General features: G+C 63.6%; 20 protein-coding genes and 1 pseudogene. 14 read left to right on the top strand and 7 right to left on the bottom strand.

Features of this window, described 5'->3' with window-relative positions; all coding sequences use genetic code 11:
- Positions 1–15: 15 nt before the first annotated feature.
- Positions 16–789: a sulfite exporter TauE/SafE family protein gene (locus ABIB27_RS03455; protein ID WP_354183281.1), complete on the bottom strand. Its 774-nt coding sequence runs from the start codon at positions 787–789 to the stop codon at positions 16–18.
- Positions 786–1,412 carry a rhodanese-like domain-containing protein gene (locus tag ABIB27_RS03450; RefSeq protein WP_354253506.1) on the bottom strand — a complete coding sequence of 209 codons (627 nt, stop codon included), beginning with the start codon at positions 1,410–1,412 and terminating at the stop codon, positions 786–788. Before ABIB27_RS03450 ends, ABIB27_RS03455 begins: the two co-directional genes overlap by 4 nt.
- A gap of 132 nt (positions 1,413–1,544) precedes the next feature.
- Between ABIB27_RS03450 and ABIB27_RS03445 the strand changes: the two genes are divergently transcribed.
- The 11 genes from ABIB27_RS03445 to ABIB27_RS03395 all read left to right on the top strand — a co-directional run bounded on the left by ABIB27_RS03445 (position 1,545) and on the right by ABIB27_RS03395 (position 10,989).
- Positions 1,545–1,802 carry a metal-sensitive transcriptional regulator gene (locus ABIB27_RS03445; protein WP_354155555.1) on the top strand — a complete coding sequence of 86 codons (258 nt, stop codon included), beginning with the start codon at positions 1,545–1,547 and terminating at the stop codon, positions 1,800–1,802.
- 38 nt (positions 1,803–1,840) lie between these two features.
- Complete coding sequence (locus tag ABIB27_RS03440; RefSeq protein ID WP_354155554.1) at positions 1,841–2,266, top strand: DUF302 domain-containing protein; 426 nt, start codon at positions 1,841–1,843, stop codon at positions 2,264–2,266.
- Between the two features lie 146 nt (positions 2,267–2,412).
- Entirely contained in the window at positions 2,413–2,691 is a 279-nt protein-coding gene (locus ABIB27_RS03435; protein WP_354155553.1) for an SHOCT domain-containing protein, read from the top strand.
- Positions 2,691–4,169, top strand: coding sequence for a multicopper oxidase family protein (locus tag ABIB27_RS03430; protein ID WP_354155552.1), 1,479 nt, complete (start codon positions 2,691–2,693; stop codon positions 4,167–4,169). Before ABIB27_RS03435 ends, ABIB27_RS03430 begins: the two co-directional genes overlap by 1 nt.
- Before the next feature lie 28 nt (positions 4,170–4,197).
- The gene (locus tag ABIB27_RS03425) at positions 4,198–4,827 is read left to right on the top strand and encodes a hypothetical protein (RefSeq protein WP_354215410.1); all 630 of its coding nucleotides are present in this window, start codon (positions 4,198–4,200) and stop codon (positions 4,825–4,827) included.
- A 1,815-nt stretch (positions 4,828–6,642) separates the two neighbouring features.
- A complete protein-coding gene (locus ABIB27_RS03420; RefSeq protein ID WP_354215409.1) occupies positions 6,643–7,212 on the top strand; it encodes an RNA polymerase sigma factor in 570 nt (189 codons plus the stop codon).
- Between the two features lie 35 nt (positions 7,213–7,247).
- Positions 7,248–8,030, top strand: coding sequence for a hypothetical protein (locus tag ABIB27_RS03415; protein WP_354215408.1), 783 nt, complete (start codon positions 7,248–7,250; stop codon positions 8,028–8,030).
- Positions 8,031–8,769: 739 nt separating this feature from the next.
- Positions 8,770–8,955, top strand: coding sequence for a hypothetical protein (locus tag ABIB27_RS03410; protein WP_354253505.1), 186 nt, complete (start codon positions 8,770–8,772; stop codon positions 8,953–8,955).
- Positions 8,952–9,173 carry a hypothetical protein gene (locus tag ABIB27_RS03405; protein ID WP_354253503.1) on the top strand — a complete coding sequence of 74 codons (222 nt, stop codon included), beginning with the start codon at positions 8,952–8,954 and terminating at the stop codon, positions 9,171–9,173. Before ABIB27_RS03410 ends, ABIB27_RS03405 begins: the two co-directional genes overlap by 4 nt.
- 519 nt (positions 9,174–9,692) lie before the next feature.
- A complete protein-coding gene (locus ABIB27_RS03400) occupies positions 9,693–10,502 on the top strand; it encodes a glycoside hydrolase family 25 domain-containing protein (protein ID WP_354215406.1) in 810 nt (269 codons plus the stop codon).
- Between the two features lie 247 nt (positions 10,503–10,749).
- Positions 10,750–10,989, top strand: a complete 240-nt coding sequence (locus ABIB27_RS03395) for a DUF2188 domain-containing protein (RefSeq protein ID WP_354215405.1) — start codon at positions 10,750–10,752, stop codon at positions 10,987–10,989.
- Positions 10,990–11,048: 59 nt separating this feature from the next.
- Here ABIB27_RS03395 and ABIB27_RS03390 read toward each other — a convergent pair whose 3' ends face one another.
- A complete protein-coding gene (locus ABIB27_RS03390; RefSeq protein ID WP_354215404.1) occupies positions 11,049–11,231 on the bottom strand; it encodes a hypothetical protein in 183 nt (60 codons plus the stop codon).
- Between the two features lie 468 nt (positions 11,232–11,699).
- Positions 11,700–11,948: pseudogene (locus ABIB27_RS03385) on the bottom strand (transposase); the annotation flags it as partial.
- 76 nt (positions 11,949–12,024) lie between these two features.
- Between ABIB27_RS03385 and ABIB27_RS03380 the strand changes: the two are divergent.
- Positions 12,025–12,456 carry a recombinase family protein gene (locus ABIB27_RS03380; protein ID WP_354215403.1) on the top strand — a complete coding sequence of 144 codons (432 nt, stop codon included), beginning with the start codon at positions 12,025–12,027 and terminating at the stop codon, positions 12,454–12,456.
- A gap of 62 nt (positions 12,457–12,518) precedes the next feature.
- Here ABIB27_RS03380 and ABIB27_RS03375 read toward each other — a convergent pair whose 3' ends face one another.
- The 3 genes from ABIB27_RS03375 to ABIB27_RS03365 are packed head-to-tail and all read right to left on the bottom strand — an operon-like array spanning position 12,519 to position 15,578.
- Complete coding sequence (locus ABIB27_RS03375) at positions 12,519–13,298, bottom strand: carbon-nitrogen hydrolase family protein (RefSeq protein ID WP_354215402.1); 780 nt, start codon at positions 13,296–13,298, stop codon at positions 12,519–12,521.
- Positions 13,299–13,334: 36 nt separating this feature from the next.
- Positions 13,335–14,690, bottom strand: coding sequence for an APC family permease (locus ABIB27_RS03370; protein WP_354215401.1), 1,356 nt, complete (start codon positions 14,688–14,690; stop codon positions 13,335–13,337).
- A gap of 9 nt (positions 14,691–14,699) precedes the next feature.
- A complete protein-coding gene (locus ABIB27_RS03365; RefSeq protein ID WP_354215400.1) occupies positions 14,700–15,578 on the bottom strand; it encodes a carbon-nitrogen hydrolase family protein in 879 nt (292 codons plus the stop codon).
- A gap of 93 nt (positions 15,579–15,671) precedes the next feature.
- Here ABIB27_RS03365 and ABIB27_RS03360 point away from each other — a divergent pair, with 93 nt between their 5' ends.
- Positions 15,672–16,430, top strand: a complete 759-nt coding sequence (locus ABIB27_RS03360) for a FadR/GntR family transcriptional regulator (RefSeq protein ID WP_354215399.1) — start codon at positions 15,672–15,674, stop codon at positions 16,428–16,430.
- Positions 16,431–16,702: 272 nt separating this feature from the next.
- Complete coding sequence (locus ABIB27_RS03355) at positions 16,703–16,873, top strand: hypothetical protein (RefSeq protein ID WP_354215398.1); 171 nt, start codon at positions 16,703–16,705, stop codon at positions 16,871–16,873.
- Positions 16,874–16,977: the final 104 nt, after the last annotated feature.

Raw genomic sequence — 16,977 nt, 5'->3', positions numbered from 1 at the left:
CTCTGTGTCGGTATCTCAGGCGGTGGGCATCAGGTTTCCGGCGGTGCTGACCGTCACCCAGGCGGCGACGATGAAGATGAGCACGGCGAACGAGATGCGGATGTGACTGTCCTTGAGGCGGCGGGCGAATCGGGCCGCCGCGAGGGAGCCTAAAATGGCGGGAACCGCGAACGCCAGGACGGTGGGCCAGTTGACGGTGAATCCGGCGGCGTGGGCGCTGAACCCCGCGGCGGAATTGACGACAATGATCGCCAGGGATGTTCCCACCGCCTGTTTCATCCGCAGTCCCAGGAAGAGGGTGAGTGCGGGGGTGATCAGGAATCCGCCGCCGACGCCCAGGAGCCCGGTGAGGAACCCCACCAGGAGTCCGACGCCGACGGCTTTGGGGGCGCAGGAGCGGAAGGCGCTGCCGGGTCCGGTACCGCAGGAGCCCTCGGTTTCGGTGGTGCTGTGGAGCATGCGGATGCCGGCGATCACCATGATGGCGGCAAAGGCCAGCATCAGGATGTCCGGGTCCAGCAACCGTCCGACGGCGGTGCCGCCCCAGGCCGCGGGGATGCCCGCCGCGCCGACCAGCAGCAGCACGGGCCAGTTGATGCCTTCGCGGAGCCTGGGGATCAGGGCCGCCAGCGAGGAGACGCCCACCACCAGCAGGGAGGTGGGGATGGCCTCGGCGGTACTCAGGCCCACACCGTAGACCAGGGCGGGGACGGCGACGATGGAACCGCCGCCCCCGACCAGGCCGAGCACGATCCCGACGACGAGTCCCAGGACCAGTGCCGGGATCACGACGCGCGGGCCTGCCCGGCAAGCGTGTTCACCACGGGCAACTGCAGGATGGCAGCTTCCCGGGTGGGTTCCGTGGCCGCCCTGTTCCAGGGCATAGCCGACAGGGCCTGGCCCATGGCACAGGTGTTGGTCGCAGCGGAGAAGGTCAGGCCGGTACCGATGGCCCCGGCGAGCATGCGGATCTTCGGGGAGACGAACCTGCCTCCGGCCAGGCCCAGAACCACCGGGGAACCGGCGGCGAGACGAACCTGGCGCTCCAGGTCCCAGCGCCCCTGGCCCCGGACGACGTCGCCGCCGGCCGCGGCAAATCCGGGGACCCCGCCGGTCAGAACATGGGCGGTCCCGATGCCGGCCCCGCCCAGGCGCTGCCGTGCCTGCTCTGCCCGCGCCCCGGACTGGCACACCAGAACCACTCGGCTGCCCAGCCTCGCCGCAAACTCATCGGTGTGTTCCGAGAGCAGCGGCAAGGGCACGTTGTAGGAGCCGCGGATGTGCATGGACTCGAACTCCGCGGCGGAGCGCACATCAATGACGACGAGGTCCTGATGCTCCTGGAACCAGGACCTCAGTTCCTGCGGGTCAAGGGACGTCATGGCCGGGGCCGAAGTGGAAGGGGAAGTCATGGATGTCCTTTCAAGACACATGCCGGCTACTGCGAATACCCCGTAGAGTATTCCAGATACCCCCAGGGGTAGTCAACACACCCCGGGGGGTATATGCTGAAGGTCAGAAACTTCCTGACTTGGAGACCCTTTATGCAACTCGATCCAACAGAACTGTCCCCCGTCGTTAACCGCCTCAAGCGCGCCCAGGGCCAGCTGGCTGCCGTGACCCGCATGCTGGAGGAGGGCCGTGACTGCAAAGACATCGTCACCCAGCTCGCAGCCGTCTCCAAGGCGCTGGACCGGGCAGGTTTCGCCATCATCGCCAGCGGCCTGGAACAGTGCATCGTCCGCGAAGATACGAGCATGAACAAGAAGGACCTGGAAAAGCTCTTCCTCTCGCTCGCCTGAGCCGCAGACAGCCGGAAAGCCCAATCAAGGAGCGCACCATGACCTACACCCATACCGTCGTTCTCCCCCTTGCCTGGCCCGAGGCCGTGCAGCAGACGCGCGAAGCCCTCGCCGTCCAGGGGTTCGGCATCCTGTCCGAAATCGATGTCCGCGCCACGTTCGAAGCCAAACTCGGATCCGACGCCGCCGACGCGGTGGGTGACTATGTGATCCTGGGCGCCTGCAACCCCGTCCTGGCCAGCCGCGCCCTCGCTTCCGAACCGGACCTCGGCGCGCTGCTGCCCTGCAACGTCGTCGTCCGCCGCGGCAAAGACGCCAGCGGGACAACCGTCCAGGCCATTGACCCGCAGACCATGGTCCGGCTCAGCGACAGCCCTGCCGTGCGGGAGGTCGCCGACGACGCCGACACCCGGCTCCGCGCCGCCCTGGCAGCCCTTGACGGCACCGGGAAGTCGCTCAGCTGATCCCTGCGGCGATGCTGCCGAGGCGCCGTTGAGTGGCGCACTGAACTGCAACGGCGGAATAGCCCCGGAGGACGGCACCGGCAGCCCACGGAGGAAACCGTGACGCTGACGGTGAGAACCAGACCGCTATTGAAGGAGATCCAGACATGATGGGTGGAAACGGCTTCATGTGGGGCCCGATGTGGTTCTTCTGGCTGCTCGTGGTCATGGGTGTCGTCCTGCTCGTGATTCTTGCCGTGCGGGCTTTCTCCGGCGGGATCGGCCGCCGCGGCGGCACCCCGGGGGACGTCCGCGGGGCGGATCATTTGTCGCCCCCCGCGGGCAGGAGCACGGCCAGACGCATCCTGGATGAACGTTATGCCAGCGGCGCGCTGAGTGCCGAGGAATACGCCGAACGGCTGAAAGTCCTGGGCGAGGATCACTGATGCAGCCCCTTAGCCGGCGCAGTGCCTTGGTCCTTGGCGGCCTGGGGTCCGCCGCCACGCTGACCGGGGCGGCAGGTCTGCTCGGGGTGTGGGATTCCAGCTTCAGGCCTGCCGGCGGGCAGGACCTTCTGCAGCCGGCGGCCGTGCACAGCGAGGGCGGCCGGCTGCAGGTGAGAATCTCGGCGGCCCAGGGACCGGTGCGCATTGCCGGCAGGGACGCTACCGCCCTGTCCTATAACGGGTCAGTTCCGGGCCCCGCGCTGTTCCTGAGCCCGGGAGACCTGCTGGAGATTACTCTCGAGAACCGTTTGGCCGTCCCGACCAACCTGCACGTGCACGGCCTGCACGTCTCCCCTCAGGGCAACGGGGACAATGCGCTCCGGTCAGTTGCCCCCGGGGCGTCTTTCGACTACGCCTACCGCCTTCCGGAGAACCATCCGCCGGGGGTGTACTGGTACCACCCCCATCACCACGGCAGCGTGGCGGATCAGATCTTCGGCGGACTCTTCGGCGCCATCATCGTGGAAGACCGACAATCCATCCCCGCGGCCAGGGAACGCATCATGATCGTCTCGGACATGACACTGGACGCAGCGGGACGACCGGAAGAGGTTTCAGTGATGGAGAAGATGATGGGCCGGGAGGGAAACCTGATCCTGGTCAATGGCCAGTCCAACCCGCGACTGTCGGCCAGACCGGCCGAACGCGAGCGGTGGAGAATTATCAACGCCTGCACCGCCAGATACCTCAGATTGCGGATCGACGGCGCGTCCCTGCAGCTGCTGGGCCTGGATTCAGGCCGCTATCAGGAACCCCGGGAGGTCGATGAGGTGGCGCTGGCCCCGGGCAACCGGGCGGATCTACTGGTCACCCCAGGCGCAGGCACCGCCCTCCTGCGCACCCTGCCCGTGAACAGGGGAACCATGGGCACCATGACGGGAGGAAACAACGGCACCCCGGGGCAGCAGCCGGGCCCGGACGGGACCGCCCTGGCCACCCTTGCGGCCACCGGGGACCCGGTGCCCGCTCCTGCACCAGTGCCGGCACAGCCGGCACCCAGAGACTTGCGGACCGCTGCGCTCACCGCCCGCCGGGAACTCACCTTCGCCATGGGCATGAACATGAACAACGGCATGGGCTCCGGGCCGGGGATGATGGCTTTCACCATCAACGGCAAACCATTTGATCCGGCCAGAGTCGACACCACAGTCTCCGCCGGAGGGATCGAGGAATGGACGCTGACGAACACGAGCCCGATGGACCACCCGATCCATCTTCACGTCTGGCCCATGCAAATCATCGAACAGGCAGCCCGCCCGGTGGATGCGGCCGAGTGGCAGGACGTTGTCAACGTCCCGGCCCGCAGCAGCGTCCGAGTCCGGATTCCGTTCGAAGACTTCACCGGCAAATCCGTCTACCACTGCCACATCCTGGACCACGAAGACAGCGGCATGATGGGCATCATAGAGGTCCGCTGATGGTCCGGAGGCGCTGTGCCTCTTGTACTTGGCCCTCACAGCCGGCAGCGACCGGGTGAAACGCCAGGTCATAGGGCTTGGCCTTCTTGGGTACCTGTTCTACTCATATGGCATCTATGTGATCGAGCGCGCCTACAACGGCCTATACCTCGTCTACATGGCAATTTTCACACTGGCTTTCTGGGCTATGGCCCTTGCTGGCGCTTACCTTCGCAGGGACCTGCACACACCGTCCCTCCCGAAAGCGCTTCGACTAGTGTCGGCATCCGGTGCGATGCTTCAGCCCCTCATCTTCTATCCGCTGTGGATCGGGATGCTCTTGCCGCTCATGCGCACCGGCGAGCAGATCGACTCCCTATACTCGATCTTCATCCTGGACCTCTGCTTCGTCATGCCCGCTTTTCTCATCCTGTCCGTCCTCACCTACCGGTCGCACAGGACGGGATTGCTTCTGCTGCCATCCATCTATGTTCTGGGCTTCACCCTCATCCTCTCCCTGGCGGTGGGGGAACTGGTTAAGCCGCTGTTCGGGGCGGCCTTGAACCCGGCGGCCTTGTGGCCAGCACTGGCGCTGTCCATTCTGTTCTTTGTGCTTGGCGCACTTCATTTGTACAAGCTGCGCCTTGGCAGGAGGCAGGATTATGCCCGGGGTGATTAGAGTCCGCGCTTCCTTGAACCGTGCCCGACCCAGGCGCTATAAGCCGCGGATCTTTCGATCCGGCGGTTGGCCGTCATCACCACGAGTCCCTCGCGGCGGCAGAGCCAGCTAAGGGGCCCTTCGGCGCCCGCTTCGACCCTACGGCTTCTGGCCCTCGCGCACCTGCGCCGGGTCCAACCGCTCCGAGCGACCCTGCTACCTAGCCTAGGCGTTCGCTCCGATGGGGTGCCGAGGTAGGCGATGGCCCCCCTCTGGTGCCCCTGCTGAGCCGGCGACTCTTTGGAGCGCAGACTTCCCAGAAGGTCGATACTTGGAGCGCTGGGCGGTCTCGACCTCCCTAAGGCCGTCGCACAGTGGCCACTAGTCCCCAGTTCGTGATTTCTAGAGTCAGGGCGGCCATAAGGTCCGTCCTTCCAGCACAAGCCTAGTTGCTGCCAGCCTGACGTCTGCCTGAACCCATAGATACCCATGGCTCTAGTGTCGCGGGTGGTCGAGTCCTGCGGCCGGACGCACCGGACTTCGTTGAGTGGCAGGCAGCCTCCACCAGCTCGGGGACGAATTCTGAAGTCATGCGGTTCGCGCCGCTCAAGACATGAAAGGGTATCCGCAGGGTAGTCCCGGCGGGGATCCCAGGAAGCATGGAGGGCGGCTGTCGTGGCCCCTGAACCTGAAGACCTGTCCAGCGATTTGGTGGCGGAGACGGCACCTGATCGGGGCGAATCTGGCAAGGCGCGCATGACACCGGACGAGCGCACCTCTGCCTTGAGGGAGGGTCCGATGCAGCGTGGAGCGCGCTGGCTCCGGGCAAGTGGGCCGCTGTGGTGGACAGGGCTGCTTCCAGCACATTCGTCGCAGTGACTGATAGTCAAATCATCACAGCTGCTCCCCGAGCGCTACTCCACCGAGGGGAACTTGGCGAAAGCTTCCTGCTCAGAGACGTGCAATTCGTTCGGCCTCCTCAGAAGCAGAGTGAGAGCGTACGTCCAACGATAGATGTCATCACGGAGCACCAAGACCTGCGTTGGATTTTCCCGTCAGCCGCCGACGACGGATCGATCGACAAACTCGCTGTCATGCTCAAGGAGGGCGCGAAAAGTACGCGAGGGGATCGAATGGCGATCGAGGATCTCCCTGTGCCAGAGCCGGAGCCCGGCGCAGACTAATCGGACGCCGACATACAGTGAAAACCGAGAACTGTCGATCGGCATCATGTCCGCCACACGTTTACCCCACGGAAATGATGAAAAACGTCGACATGTCACGGGTTGTCCGTCGGACCAGAAACGTCTAGATCCCGCCGATTTGCAACACAACACAAGCCCTTGACAACCAATGAAATACACTGTCCTCTGAGAAGAGGTCAGGAGTTCGAATCTCCTTAGCTCCACAAGTAAAGCCCTTTGACCTGCGGAAACGTTGGGTTGGAGGGCTTTTCTCTTGGCCAGTTCTGAACCCACCCCACGTTTTGGGACGAAAACCTACACCACCTCCTGCAGACGGTCCGTTCGGATCAATGGGGCAACGGTCGCCGGTAGCCGTAGGTCGTTGCTAGACGATATGACGTGAGGGGTGCAGGTTCTGGCCTGTCTGGGACCGGCCATTATCGCCGGGGCGGTCCCGCAGCGCCAGCTTGGATGTAATCCGTGCCGTCTGTGTGGTGGGCGGCGCTGCGGGCCCTGATCCCGGGCGGTGATGTCCTTTATCCCGGACGGGTGGGTATGGGATTCATTAATTGATGATCGGCGTGGGGCGTTGGTGTGAAATTTTTTCGGACGGCTGCAACACACTTAGGTACGTGGCGGACAAGTACAGGGTATGAGCTACCTATCGAGAGCCCCTGATCGGGCAGAGGACTTTCGGGCACTATACGAATCGGCGTACGGTGACCTACTGAAGTTCGTTCAGCGTCGCAACGACTCGGCAGATGCTGAGGACGTGGTGGCTGAGGCGTTCGTTATTGTTTGGCGACGATTTTCGGAAGCGCCAACGCACGAAGGTGATGCACGCGCTTGGGTTTTTGGCATCACGCGAAATCTCATGCTGAATGCTCGACGTGGAGAACAGCGACGCCAGGCCCTCGGTGTTCGGCTTGCCGAGACGACGCCGATCTCTCACGGCGATTCTCACGCTGACTTGGTCAGCAGCCGCGTTGACCTGAGTAGGGCCTGGGCGCTTCTCTCCGAAGTCCACCAAGAAACCTTGGGACTCGCGATCTTCGATAACCTCGCCGCACCACAAGCAGCACACGTCGTGGGTATTTCACCCGTGGCTTTTCGGCTCCGCCTGACCCGAGCACGACGAGCCCTGCGACTGCTGCTTGAGCACTTACCCCGCAATGCCTCTGCCGTGCCGGCAAAATTTTCCGAAAAGGCGTCAACACCATGAAAAGCAACCAGAACATTGACACCCTCCTACGGTCCATGGACGCAGCTGAGCAGAGTCCAGCCCCCGACTCGGACCGTTCACAGAAAGACCTGCACCGCATTCTCGGGTCCCACCCAACTGCTGCGGGAAACAGAAAAGCAACCACAGAACACAAACCGGCCGCGCCACAACCCAACCGCCGCCGGCGCTCCTTCGTCGTGGGTGGATTTGCCGCGGCAGCCACGGCCGTATTGCTCATCATTCCCGCTCTTTCCGGAGGAGACGCGGCGTTTGCGACGTGGACGGCGGCTCCTGGAGAGCTGAGCGGTACCGAACGTGACGGAGCGGTCTCCGACTGCCTCCGCTCGAGTCACGGGGTTGGCAGTGGCATGTACTCAAGCGACCTGGCGGTAGCAGAAGTCGCCATCGCTGAAAAACGTGGCGCCTGGACAACTGTTGTCCTCACCGGACGGGACGGCTTTGAAGCAACGTGCACCACGGATACCACAGCCTCATGGTTCAACAAGGGATCCTTCGGTTCAGTTGGAAAGCCCGGAAACGATCAGACTCTCACCGCGCGAGCGGTCATGGCTACCCAGCTCGGAACAGGGGTAATCTCCAATAACCCGCTCTCAATGGCATCAGGTCGAATTGGCACAGACGTTATCGCCATTACTTACATGAGCGCGGCCGGCGAAAAGATCAAGGCGACCGTCTCCAAAGGTCAGTTCGCCTTCTGGCTCCCCGGCGATGAAATAACAAACTCCTCCGACCAAAACGTGCCCATCGAAGTGACCTACAGCGACAACTCGACCGAAACCCAATACCTCAGTCTCTAGCGGGCCGCCCTGAATCATGCCTCGCATGGCTGCAATGTGGGTACGCAGCGTCATACGCATCGTGTCGGATAGTCCAAGACGTGGCGAATCGGCCCCAAGCGTCTTCGAGTTCACGCTGGCTACGTCAGCGAGCAAGATATCAAAGCTGGCCGATCGGTTCCGGGATCTGCGATCTGCGAGTATCTTCCTCGACTGCCAGTTCGTACCAGGTCTCCGCTCCCCAGCGCCGGGCTGGGTGTATCCAAGTTCTGATACAGGGCATCGATGAGATTACTGAGCTCCCCTGCGGTCAGGGTGGGGGAGGACCTTTTCAGGGCCGCGGGGATCGTTGATGAGGACGAGCGGTGCCTTCGAAGTTCTCATCGCCCGGACTCCCGGCTGTCGGGTCGACGCTGCATGCTGTTCACGGGGCTCCATCCGGACACTAAGAAGACGGCATAGTTCCTGAGTCTATGCGGGGGCCGGAACCGCCACAAACGGGCCGGGTAGTTTCGGCCAGGACGGTTTCAGCAGCAGTGTGGAGCTGGCGACGGCTGGGGGTGACGTTCGCTATCTCAGACGGACGCCTTCGTCGCCAGCTCCGGTCACGAGCCTACGGACTCTGCCTGCAATACGCGCGAGTAATCGGTACGCGTTTTTTAAAGCCGACGTACCCTCCCCTAACTTGTGGCCCGTGGCTGGCCGCCTAGTGTAGCGTGCCGTTGATCCCTTTGGTTCTGGTTTTTGTCAGACTTGATCCATGGTTTATCTGGCAAGGGCTTTGGAATTGCGTGACGGTGACCGGGGGGCTTTGGAGGCGCTGACCCGCGGGAAGGCATCCTTCGCGACGTTGGCGTTGCGGGCGCGCACGGTTTTGTTGGCTGCCGACGGGATGCCGAATATCCGGATCGAGAAAATCACCGGGTTTCGGCACCCACGGTCTTGAAGGGGCGCAACCGCTATGCCGAGGGCGGGATCGAGGCCCTGTCCGATGTCCAGCGCCCGGGCAGGGAGCGGGAGATCGACGAACTGGCCCTCATCGCGGACACCCTGACCAACGACGGGAAGCCTCGGGCAGAGTTGGGGATCTCGCACTGGTCCGCCCCGGATCATGGCCGAACGCCACGGAATCTCCTTTTCCTCGGTGGTGAACAACTAAATTGAGCCCGAAACACGAGTCGGCGATACTCGTTCCTCATGGAAGCGATACTTGCTTGTGCCCAGCACGTATTGCCCGGGCGTCAGTGGCCCTTATGGGCGTTATTCGAACCAAATACCGGCCACCGGCGAGCATCGCCGAGGGATTGCAACAATCCTTGTGCTGCCTATTCCAAGCCCACTTCGCCGGTTCATTGAAGGACAGAAAGCATCGGGGAAAGCCGCTCTCTGACTTCCTGACTCTCACACAGCGCTGCCACTGCATGGGTATTGCGTCGCATCAAAGTCAGGCGGCTTCGAGTGAGATCGATGTCAGAGAGACTTGGGAGGTCATGCCAATGGTGAAAGATAGGTAGGCGGAGTCCAGATGGCTGGGTGGCTTGCCCTGCGGACGGACGCAGTGACTACGACTGCGAGCCCGCCTCTAGGTCCAGGTATTCCGCCGGTGCCCGAATACCTTGACTTGGACAGGCAGGGACCCTCATTCTGGGTACCTGATTGCTAAGAGCCGAAACGGGGCCGACCATGAACATCACCCGCCCAACGTCCATGCTGAGCCGGTTTCGCTATCTGCTGGCCGCCATTGCAGCAATGCTGTTGACGCTACAGGCCCTCCCGGCGGAAGCCACAACAGCCGCCGGCCCGGGCAATGACGTCTCATGGCCGCAGTGCGGCAAGGCGCTGCCCAAGGGCCAGACCTTTGGAATTGTTGGCGTCAACAACGGCCTCGCAAATACCACTAATCCCTGCCTCGCTACCCAGCTGTCCTGGGCCGGATCGTCAACCGGCGCTACTGGACAGCCCAAGGTCGCGCTCTACGTGAACACCGCCAATCCGGGGTCAGCTGGCTCATGGTGGCCTACAAGCAATACCTATGGCGGAACTACTGTGGCCAACCCCTACGGCCAGTGCACGAGCGGATCCTTTGGAGCGGCCTGCTCATACATGTACGGGTACGCCAAGGCATATGACGATGCAAACATTCGAGGCGTGAGCAATCCCGCCTCATACACATGGTGGCTCGACGTCGAAACCGGCAACAGCTGGTCCGCCGACAAGGCTTCCAACCGCGCGGATCTTGAAGGCATGATTGCCTACTTCGCGAGCATCGGTGCATCGAGCGGAATCTACTCGACGAGTAGCCAGTGGTCGCAAATAGCCGGCACCGCTCCAACGTCGAGCCCGCTCTACACCTCCAGAAGTTGGCTCGCCGGGGCAAGTTCGCTGGCGTCGGCGAAGCGCATGCGTGGCGCTGCGCCGCTGACCGGAGGAGGCAAAGTCACGCTCACGCAGTATGTCTCAGGTGGCTTCGACTACGACTACTCCTGCGTCTGAGCTCCGGAAACCACTCAGGGCACTTTTCCGTCCGGTAGCGGCACATGTGGAGTCCTGAACCCCTCTGGGCGGGCATCCGAGTGACTGGCCGTGTTTGAAGGACGGATCCGGAGAGAGTGCTGCTCCAAGGGGGCTTGTTTTTCCGTCCCCGCGGGAGTGGACTGATTCCATGGCTTGTGCTGCGGCCAGTAGTCAGCGCCCTGGCGGAGCCTGGTCCACCTATAGAGAATCGCGGATGGAGATCGCCATGAGTACAGCGACGCTCGATAAGAAGGCAGTGAAGCGCGCCACTTTCCACGTGCAGCCCTGCGACGGGACGGATGGCAACAAGTGGGACCTGCATAAGTTCAGGACCAGCAAGCACCAGTATTTCCGCACTCAGAAGGAAGCCTTGGCCGCTGCGCACCTGGCCGTCGGCTCGCAGCCGGCGCACGTGGTGATGCACGCACGGGACGGGCACGCCTACCGGGAATTCGACCTGAACTGAATCAAAAAGGAAGTGGGCGACGGCGGGATTGTCCGCCGTCGTTATCCTCGGTGCTGCCTTTACTCGGCTCTAACTGCTTCCCGGACGCTGAGGGAGCCCAGTCCAATCCGGATGACGAAGATCAGGGCGATCATCCCGTAGGTGGCGAAGTTCTGCGTGGCAACCAACTGCGCCCCGTACGTGGAACCGGCGGCGAGCCGGGCCGAGCCGAAGCCAAAGTCGGTCAGGCAGGCGTTCAGCATGTTGGCGTTATGGCCCGGGGAGGGGGCGGTCGGCCCGGTTCGGACGGTACACCTCCAGCACCGGCAGCCTTTCGCCGCGTCGGGTCCTGGCGAGTAGTCGTTGAACCTGTTCCTTCGATGCCCCCCGCGGTGACCGTACCGTGGCTGGCAATGAAATCCCACGATCTCTGCGGTATCCGGACCTCACCGCAAGGAATTCCCGGTCCGCGAGGGGTTTGCCACATCCGGTGATGACGGCCACGTGGTGCGGGCCTGCGATTCTCGTAACTATGTGTCGAAACCTCACGGTTGAATCGGCGGTACTAGCTAACCCCTATTTACGAGACGCCGTGGAGCGGTCGTGACCAAGCTGATCGGATACGCGAGGGTACCGACCCGAACTCTTGCGCTGGTACGATCGGCGTCAGCGTCCGCCGGTCAAGTCCAAATGCGTGGTGTATTGCGGTTGCCGCGTGATCCTTGGTTTGTTTAGGCGCTGAGCGCCAGTTCTGTGGTTGTCGTTGCCTCCTTGGTTGTCGGGGTGCCGACGGTTTGGGCCTGTTGGATGAGCCCCAGGCCGAGGTAGCGGCGGGCTTCGATCCAGTCATCGTGTTGCTCGGCCAGAACGGCGCCGACGGGGCGGATCAACGAGTTCCGGTCGGGGAAGATCCCGACCACGTCGGTGCGGCGGCGGATCTCCCGGTTCAGGCGTTCCTGCGGGTTGTTGGACCATCGTTGTGGCCTTGATTGTCAGCTTCAGCCTGGTTGATGCTCGGCGGACTTCCACCTCCTTTATGAGGGATTTTGGAAGCCAGTGGCCGGCTGCCGTTTATCGTCCGGCACCGGCCGGGTGCTGTTCGCGTTCTTCGCCGCGATGGCAGAAGCCGAACGCGAGAATATCCGCGAAACCACCCTCGAAGGCCTAAACACGGCCGCCCGCAAGGGAAACCACGGCGGCCGCCCGCCAGTCATCACCGACGACATGCTGCACCCCGTGATGCGCCGCCGCGCCAACGGCGAGTCCGTCGAGGACATCCGCCCCGACCTGATCATCCCCACGGGCAAACGCAAAGGCCGCAACCCCAGCCCGGCTAGCATCTACCGGGCCCTCATCGAGTACGAAAACGTCAGGCCTACCCCGAAGCCGTTGACCAAGCCCACGCCGACTTTGCCACGCTCCAGCAGGGCACCTGACGCGACGGAACGGTCGGGTTTCCCTGGCCAGCCATATCCGCATGATTTTTAGCGAGTACTACGGCGACCCCACCTCAGTAGGAACCACGGACCGGGGCGCAGCCCCGCCGCCGGCTACAGCCGGCGTTGGCGGAACATCGGGAATAACTCCCGCACCCGCGCCACCGTCTGTGGGGAGATGTCCACCGCTGCGACGCCGACACCGAGCCCGAGATCGGCTTCGGTGACCCCCATCGGATCGACCAGAATGCTGCGCCCTACCGAGACCGGCGGCGCCTGGCACACCCCGGCTACGTAGAGGCTGTTCTCGATGGCGCGCGCTGTATTCAGCGCCAGCCACTGCTCGGTTTTATGGGTGCCCGGCACCCAGGATGAGCAGACGAGCAGGACCTGGGCGCCGGCGTCGGCCAGTTCCCTGGCCAGCTCCGGGAAGCGAAGGTCATAGCAGGTCATCAGGCCAAAGCGCGTTCCCCCGTGCTCGAAAACCACCGGATCAGTGGACGGGCCCGGCTTGATGAACATCGACTCCCCGAAGCCCTGCGCATCGAAGAGGTGGATCTTCCGGTAGCAGGCCAGCCGGCTTCCGTCCGGCCCGAACGCCACCACGGTGTTGTACGCCTTGCCCGGCTCCTCCGAGCGTTCCACCACGCCCGCCACCAGCGCGATGCGGTGGCGGCGGGCAGTGCCGGCCAGTTCCTGGCAGATGGGACCGTCCAGCGGCTCAGCCATCACGGGGAACGTAGCGTCCACCTTCTTCTTCTCGTACGTGGCATATTCCGGGAATGCAACCAGCTCGGCGCCCTCGCGCACGGCCTCGGCGGCGAACCGGTCGATCACTGCGAGATTGGCCAGGATATCGGTGCCCGACTCCAGCTGCCCGAGCGCTATCCTCACGGTTGTTCCTTCCCTCCGGTCAGGCGGCGGCCCGGCTCAGGCTGCAGCCTCAACCGTCGCCCTCTCCGTGGCCGACATTTCCGGCGGCGCCGCTTTGAAACCACGCGTAATCAGGGCCAGGACAACGACGCCCAGCACCAGCCATGACAGTCCCAGCGTAATCGCGTTACCGTCCAGCTGGGAGAGCAGGTACGCGCAGATGATGGCTCCCACCGCCGGGACCACCACGTAGGACACGGGGTTCAGGTTCTGCCCGGCGCGGCGCTGCCGGACGTAGTGGAACACCACGGAGACGTTGACCAGGGTGAAAGCGGTGAAGGCGCCGAAGTTGATGAACGAGGTCGAGGTGGCCACGTCCAGGAAGATCGCGATCAGGCCGACAATGCCGGTAAGGATCAGGTTCACCACCGGGGTGTGGAACTTCGCGCTGAGCCGGCCGAAGACCGCCTTGGGCAGCACGGAGTCCCGGCCCATGGCGTAGAGCAGGCGCGAAGCGCTGGCCTGCGCCGCGAGGCCGGAGGCGAACTGAGCCACCACCAGGCCGGCGAGGAACACGGCTCCGAAGAGCTGACCGCCGATCTGCAGCGCGATGGAGCTGGCCGCGGAAGCCGAGTCCTCGAACACCCCGCCGGGGTGGACCAGCTGGGTCACGTAGGACACGGTCACGAAGATGCCTCCGCCGATCAGGGCGATGAGCATGATGGCGCGGGGCATGTTCTTGCGCGGTTCGATGGTCTCCTCGGTGAGGGTGGTGACGGCGTCGAACCCCAGGAACGAATACGCCGCGATGGCCGCACCCGCGGAGATGGTGGCGAAGCTGGAGGTGTCGTTGAAGAACGGCTGGGTGCTGGCCAGGCCGCCCGCGCCGGAGGTGGACACCACGTTGCCTATGGCCAGCGCCACAAAGAACACGATGACCAGCAGCTGGAATGCCATCAGCACGTAGTTGGCCTTGTCCGCCACCTTGATGCCCAGGACATTCAGGGCCGTGGTGATGAGGATGAAACCAACGACCCAGCCACCGATGGGGATTTCGGGGAACTGCGCGCTGAGATAGGAGCCGCCGATCAGCCAGATCACCATGGGCAGGAAGAGGTAGTCCAGCAGGATGGCCCAGCCCACCAGGAACCCCACCCTGGGATCGATGGACCGCCGGACGTAGGTGTAGGCGGACCCGGCCACCGGGTGTGCGACGGCCATCCGGCCGTAGCTGTGCGCCGTGAACAGCATGGCCACGAGCGCCACCAAATACGCGGACGGTGAGGCCCCGCCGGTGGCTTCGGCGATGATGCCGAAGATCCCCAGGACGATCAGCGGGGTCAAGTACGCGAGGCCGAACAGGACCAGAGAGGGCAGTTTCAGCGTGCGCGTGAGGGTGGGTGTTGTTGTCACGGTGTTTCCTTAGGCGTTGAAGGACTGGGGAGCCCAGGTGGCCGGGGTGATCCGGCCCTGGTAAACGGGCAGTTCAATGGCGTCTTCGCCGTCGCGGAACTGGGACCAGGGGCGGTTGAGGTTTTCGGTGCCGTGGGTCCTGACATGCTCGACGGCGGCAAGGTCGAGTTCGGCTGTGAGCAGTACCGTGGTGTCGTCGGGCGCCTCGGTGAGGGTGTTGCCCTCGGGGTCCACGATGATGCTTCGGCCTGTTCCGGTGGGACCGGCGCAGTTGACGCTGACCATAAAGACCTGGTTCACGATGGCGTTGGCCTTGGCGAGCACCAGTTCCTGCCTGCGGTCCGGCGTGGTGGTTTTCACGACGTTGAGGATGACTTCGGCGCCCATCCAGGCGAGCTGGCGGGACACCTCGGGGAACCACGCGTCGTAGCAGATGTTCAGGCCCACCCTCCCAATGCCGGCGAGGTCCACGGTGGTGAACCGGTCACCGGGGTCGTAAGGTTCGAAGGGCCGCCAAGGGAAAACCTTCCGGTAATAGCCGGCAAGCCCGCCCTCCGGGGAAAGGACCAGCTGGGTGTTGAACAACTGCCCTTCCGGGCCTCGCTCGCACACGCTGCCCGGGACCAGCCAGATGCCAAGATCACCGGCGATCTGCCGCAGTTCCTTGACCCGGGGGCCCTCCAAAGGCTCCGCGGAAGCCTGGAGCGCTTCCGTGCGCTGCTGGTCGGGATCGGAATCCCCGAACAGGTGAAGCTCCGGAAAGACCACCAGCCTGCTGTGGGGCTGGACGGCGAGGGCGGCTTTGACCTCGTCCGCAAACGCCGAGACTGGCTCGCCGATGAGACGGGGCCGGGTCTGGGCTGCGATGAGGGGAAGGATGCGTTGCATGGTTATCTCCACGTTGGGGTGTGATCTGCACTATATTAGATCAGAATGATCTAATTATGGGAAGAGGAAGGATTGGGCCGTAAAGTAGCGGATATGACCCGTCAGTTAGACGACACCGCCGACACTTCGCCCATCGAGGCCGGAAGCCTGGCCGGCATCGACCGTCGCAGCGCCATTGACGCCGTGCGGCTTCGGATCGGCATGGCAATTTCCCTGGGCCTGCTGAAGCCTGGCGATCGCCTGCCCGATCAGGAGGACGTCGCCCTGGGCCTGTCTGTCAGCCCGATCACCGCCCGCCGCGCGCTGGCGAGCCTGGCGGAGCACGGTGTGGTGGTCCGCCGGCGCGGCCGGGGCGGTGGAACGTTCGTGGCCGACGAGCCCCCGCGGAGCGTGCTGGCTGAACTCTCCGCATCACCGGCCGAGTCCCGGGCCGTGAACCGGATGGTGGACCGGAGGCTGCTTTTCGAATGCGCCGTGACGCACTACGCGGCGGTAAACGCCACGGCAGAACAGCTCGATGAGCTCGAACGGCTGACTCATGACATGGCCGAATCTGCGGACTGGTCCGACTACCACAAGGCAGACGAGCAGTTCCATCAGCTGGTGGGCACTGCGTCGGGGCTGGGCACCGCGGTGCAGGAGTACCACGAGACTCTGGCACAGCTCTACGCCTACTTCATCCCCTACCCGATCCAGCTCCTGCACAAATCGAACTACGACCACATCGCACTGGTGGCGGCCCTACGGGGACGCGATGTCCAGGAAGCCGTGGAGGTCTCGCGCAAACACGTGGACATCCTGCACCTGACGATGTTCATGGGCCTGACGAACGGCGGCGCCACCTCCGAGTGATGAACGACGGCATCGACTCAAGGTGGATGCCTTTCGGGCATCCGGGGGAGCCCTTGTTGACCCATGTCCAGAGGTCCGGGAAGGCGCCTTCGTTGCCCGATATGGGAAGTCCCGGTTCGGCGACAGTTTATAGATGCGGTGTTGACGTCGCGTGGTGGCTCTTTAGCTTGAGAGAGGGCTTCGACCTCTGCCGTGAGCCCTTGGATCCAACGGGGCCGATACATCCCCGTTAGCTCTGCGTGGCCTCCAGCAACAAGTCAGGCTCACCCAGCGTGGCCACAGACGACAAACGCGCTGCCTACGACGCAGGCCGTTACATCCCGGAGTTCGGTCACCGCCGTCTCGGCCCCCTCACCAGCGACGCGGGCTCGGCCTGCATGGCACACAAACGCCCACGGCGTCCCTCCACGCCGTGGCCGAAGGCCAATGTGGGCTCCGACTAAGTTGACACAATCATGCCATCACGGGCAGCACCGTTCCGCTGCCCACAACCGGGTCAATCCTCACGGGTTATCCACCGCTACGGAGGCCCGTGAACTACCCCCCA

This window comes from Arthrobacter sp. UYEF21, assembly GCF_040546085.1.
Lineage (GTDB): Bacteria > Actinomycetota > Actinomycetes > Actinomycetales > Micrococcaceae > Arthrobacter.
Note: the sequence above shows the minus strand (reverse complement) of the source record. Positions and strands in the feature narration are given on the sequence as shown.

Coding starts and splice junctions, on each gene's coding strand:
- ABIB27_RS03395 (WP_354215405.1), top strand. CDS start 10,750: ATGAGTACAGCGACGCTCGATAAGAAGGCAGTGAAGCGCGCCACTTTC.
- ABIB27_RS03435 (WP_354155553.1), top strand. CDS start 2,413: ATGATGGGTGGAAACGGCTTCATGTGGGGCCCGATGTGGTTCTTCTGG.
- ABIB27_RS03420 (WP_354215409.1), top strand. CDS start 6,643: ATGAGCTACCTATCGAGAGCCCCTGATCGGGCAGAGGACTTTCGGGCA.
- ABIB27_RS03360 (WP_354215399.1), top strand. CDS start 15,672: ATGACCCGTCAGTTAGACGACACCGCCGACACTTCGCCCATCGAGGCC.
- ABIB27_RS03400 (WP_354215406.1), top strand. CDS start 9,693: ATGAACATCACCCGCCCAACGTCCATGCTGAGCCGGTTTCGCTATCTG.
- ABIB27_RS03415 (WP_354215408.1), top strand. CDS start 7,248: ATGGACGCAGCTGAGCAGAGTCCAGCCCCCGACTCGGACCGTTCACAG.
- ABIB27_RS03445 (WP_354155555.1), top strand. CDS start 1,545: ATGCAACTCGATCCAACAGAACTGTCCCCCGTCGTTAACCGCCTCAAG.
- ABIB27_RS03365 (WP_354215400.1), bottom strand. CDS start 15,578: ATGCAACGCATCCTTCCCCTCATCGCAGCCCAGACCCGGCCCCGTCTC.
- ABIB27_RS03430 (WP_354155552.1), top strand. CDS start 2,691: ATGCAGCCCCTTAGCCGGCGCAGTGCCTTGGTCCTTGGCGGCCTGGGG.
- ABIB27_RS03410 (WP_354253505.1), top strand. CDS start 8,770: ATGGTTTATCTGGCAAGGGCTTTGGAATTGCGTGACGGTGACCGGGGG.
- ABIB27_RS03390 (WP_354215404.1), bottom strand. CDS start 11,231: ATGCTGAACGCCTGCCTGACCGACTTTGGCTTCGGCTCGGCCCGGCTC.
- ABIB27_RS03450 (WP_354253506.1), bottom strand. CDS start 1,412: ATGACTTCCCCTTCCACTTCGGCCCCGGCCATGACGTCCCTTGACCCG.
- ABIB27_RS03440 (WP_354155554.1), top strand. CDS start 1,841: ATGACCTACACCCATACCGTCGTTCTCCCCCTTGCCTGGCCCGAGGCC.